The following is a 3301-nucleotide window of genomic DNA, read 5'->3' as shown; positions in this document are numbered from 1 at the left end:
GGACGATCTCCTCGCGGATCTCAAGAACGGTCTCGTTTGGTACGTCACTGTGCAGCGCAGCGCGCAGTTTGTTTTTGGCTTTCGATGCGTCGATCTGCCCAGTGAAGATATCAATGCCGCGAAATTCCGCCTCTTGTGCGAGCGCCAACCATCCGCGTTTCGCCTGATACCTCTCAGCGCCGGATTCGACGAATTCTGCGGCATCTTTACTAATGATCGCGCGCGCTCTGACTTCCCGATTGCTCATTGCTTTGAGCTGCTCGTCAAGTTCTTGCAGATTGAACTCGCCGATATCGGGGATGAGAAGCGTTCCGGGAATTGTCGGATTTTTTGAAACCTCAATCTCGATTTGTTTTGCTTTCGCAGCAACGGCTTCGTTGAACTGACGCTGCTTTTCGGCGCCGATCAAAGGCACAATAAATGCAGCCGCCTTGCGGAGGAAGCCGAAGACATTCGAGACCTTGTCTTCGCGCGAGCGGATATCGCGGGCGCGCTGTCTGAGCTTGTTCCAGGAACGCCATACGCGGGCCCTGTTGCGCTCCGAAGAGGCAAGAGCTTTATCAGCTTTGCGCTGCTTTTCCTCGGCTTCTTTTTTTGCGCGTTCGACTTTCTCAAACTCTTTCGCGGCTTGCGCCTTCGCTTCAGCAATAAGCGCGTTCACCTCATCCTCTTTCTGCTTCGTTAGGCGTGCGATGTTGGCGCGGATCTCCGCCGATTTCTTTTCGCCCTGGATGCGCTTCCTCTCGGCCGCTTCCGCGAGTGCTTTCTGCTTCTGGCGCCATAGGTAAGTGCTCTGTGTCTTCGGTTTCTCTGGGAGTTGCTCGCCGAGAGCGGCGGCTTCACGGCGCTGGCGGGCTATATCTCTCGCGCGGACAATTCCCATGTCCTCGAAGCGCTTCGCGAATTCCGTCTGTGCCTTTTCCCATGTTTTTAACAGCGGGTGTTTCGTCGGAGTTATCATACGCTGAACGCCCTTTGTCTTCGTCTCTTTTACGGTCCAATCTATCACGATGCAGTGCATGTGATCCGCCATTTCGTCGCGGTCTGAACGCATATGAACGATGCTCATTCCGAACTGTTCGGAGAGAATTTGCCGCGCGCGTTCGAGGAACTCCTTCCCCTTCTTTTCGTCGCGAACCGGATTGCCGTCTGCGTCGAGAACATAGCCGCCTTCCGGCGTGCGTTTGAGAAAATATTTATGGTGAGCTGAAATGATGATTTCGACAACGGGCCCGTGCTTCGCCTGTTTCCACGGGGTCTGAGGTCCCATGAAAAGTACGCGGTCCGCTTCTTTTCTCCGGCCTCTCTCGCGCAGTCTCTGCGCCTCGTTCTGCATGTTCAGCACAGACGCAATTTTGATCTGTTCGAGCTCTCTATAAGCCCAGTCGCCCTGGCCACGATGAACAGCGTTCATCGCAAATCTTTCAGGGTCGCAATGCGCCAGCGTGAGACGCTTAACGAGCTCCGCGTGCTTCTGCATGCTCAGAAGCAACTCTTTGCTGTAGCGCTTGATTTTGACGACGAGAGGAAATTTTCTGTCTGGCTCAATCACGCTGTAATCAGTGTCCCAGTCCGCAGTGTAAGTCATCGTCATGTTCCTGTTCCTGCACAGGAAAATGGCGCCTCCACATCAATTCTGAGTGCTTTCGCGGACGTGAAAGAACCACGGATTTCCGTGGCAAAACTTCGGATCGTGCAACTTCTCCTCGAACTCACTAACTAACTCTGCAAATCCGGGCGGGGCCCGGCCGCCTCTATGAGGCTATTTTCAGAGTTAGTTGCTCGCGCCGCCGCGGGCCTCCTCCCCGGAGAGGGCTCCTGCGGAGAGCTACGAGGGGAACGCCTTCCCCTTCTGATCCCCTGCCCGAGAGGTCGTTCCGCACTCCTTCCCGGACCCTGCCTGCTCGTGCTCCGCGCACCCGCAAGGGAGGCTCCCGAGCGCCTCCCTTGACCCTTTACATGCGTCTGTCGACGGCAAATTGAATGCGTTCGGAAACCGGGCCGCGTGTCCCGTTTTCACCCACCATTCCGTCTCAATGTCTCTGCATTTTTGCATTCAAAACAAAAATGATGTCGCGAGAGTAATAGTGCGCTCATGCCCTTGGGGGATGCGCGGGCCGTCTGGCTAATGCAACGATGCCGGAAAAATTTCCACGTGGAGGCCCCGCCGATCTCGGTGTTCGGCGAGATCATTTCCGAACGATCCCTTTCGACATGGCGGTCGCACGACGCGGACGGAAAGGGCTGGGTAGGCAATGGTGCGGGAGCCCAAGGCTTCGAAAGGTAGAAAAAATCTTGTCGCGGATTTCGTCTTTCCTGTCGCGCCCCTTCGGACGAGGGCGCCGACGGAAAGACGCGTCCCGCGGACAGATCAGATAGGAATAACCAGGATAGTCAGGGCGGTAACGCCGGGGGCTATGCGCCGGGAATTGCGAACAATACGTCCGATCCGCCTGCAACTCACATCACAACGGGACCCGCAGCCCCGTAAACTGACAACTGCGCAAACCGAAGGAGACGAAGTCGCTCTTGTAGCCGTCCGCAATCACGCGTGGCGGTGCTGCGAGGAGAACAAAAATGTTCGACCAAAACTACCAAGGGCCGCTCAATCGGCTCAAAGAATTCCTGCAACTCTATTCGGAGGAACTGCAGAATGCGTCACTGCTTTTGGGTGGCAAGCCGGCGCTCAAAGCGGCGGCAGACCTGCTCGACGACGTCCGCGAGGCAGATCGTCCGACCCGACGCCTCAAGGCCGGTCTCGTCCGGCTATACGAGCTGCTGTCGTTGCAGCATGTTCATGACCCGGATCGTCCGGAAGCGGCATATTTTGCCGACCTCGATCCCGCGGCGCATTATGTCGAGGACATCTGTCTGCTCGCCGAAGCGCTGCTCGATGTGCTCTACGAGATCAACGAGCATGCGGGCCGTCCGTTCCTTCCGCTGCTGGCCGCGGCCTGAGCAAAGAGGAACAGCATATGTATGACGAATTCGAAGCTGAATTGCATGAATTGGTGCTAAACGCGATCCAATGGGGCAGAGCCTTCGGCGAACAGTGGGAACGGTTCGGTCCTCTGGGGCGCGGAGTCGCGCGACAAACTATTCCCAAAACGGTGGAGCATCTGCTGGACGGGCAAGTGTTCCAAAATCAGGATCACGATGTGATCGAGATTATGGGCGACGAAATCCGGCGAGAGCTCAATGAGATCAAGCCCGGTTTTGGAGATGGCGCGATGCTCAGGGATACCAGCGAGGACTTTGGGATGTCGGATAGGATGGCGCAACTCTCGCATCTGATCGAAAT

3 protein-coding genes are annotated in these 3301 nt (G+C 56.3%); 2 read left to right on the top strand and 1 reads right to left on the bottom strand.

Going from position 1 to position 3301, the window contains the following annotated elements:
- Positions 1–1594, bottom strand: a 1594-nt coding sequence (locus J5Y17_RS19030; protein ID WP_219787429.1) for a hypothetical protein, incomplete at its 3' end; no start/stop codon positions are given.
- 983 nt (positions 1595–2577) lie between these two features.
- Between J5Y17_RS19030 and J5Y17_RS19025 the strand changes: the two genes are divergently transcribed.
- Positions 2578–2958: a hypothetical protein gene (locus J5Y17_RS19025; protein WP_219787428.1), complete on the top strand. Its 381-nt coding sequence runs from the start codon at positions 2578–2580 to the stop codon at positions 2956–2958.
- Positions 2959–2975: 17 nt separating this feature from the next.
- On the top strand, positions 2976–3301 hold a 326-nt coding region (locus J5Y17_RS19020), incomplete at its 3' end, for a hypothetical protein (RefSeq protein ID WP_219787427.1).

Source organism: Celeribacter sp. PS-C1 (genome assembly GCF_019429625.1).
GTDB lineage: Bacteria > Pseudomonadota > Alphaproteobacteria > Rhodobacterales > Rhodobacteraceae > Celeribacter.
Note: the sequence above shows the minus strand (reverse complement) of the source record. Positions and strands in the feature narration are given on the sequence as shown.

Excerpts from the sequence above, each read along its gene's own strand:
- J5Y17_RS19025 (WP_219787428.1), top strand. The coding sequence starts at position 2,578 with ATGTTCGACCAAAACTACCAAGGGCCGCTCAATCGGCTCAAAGAATTC.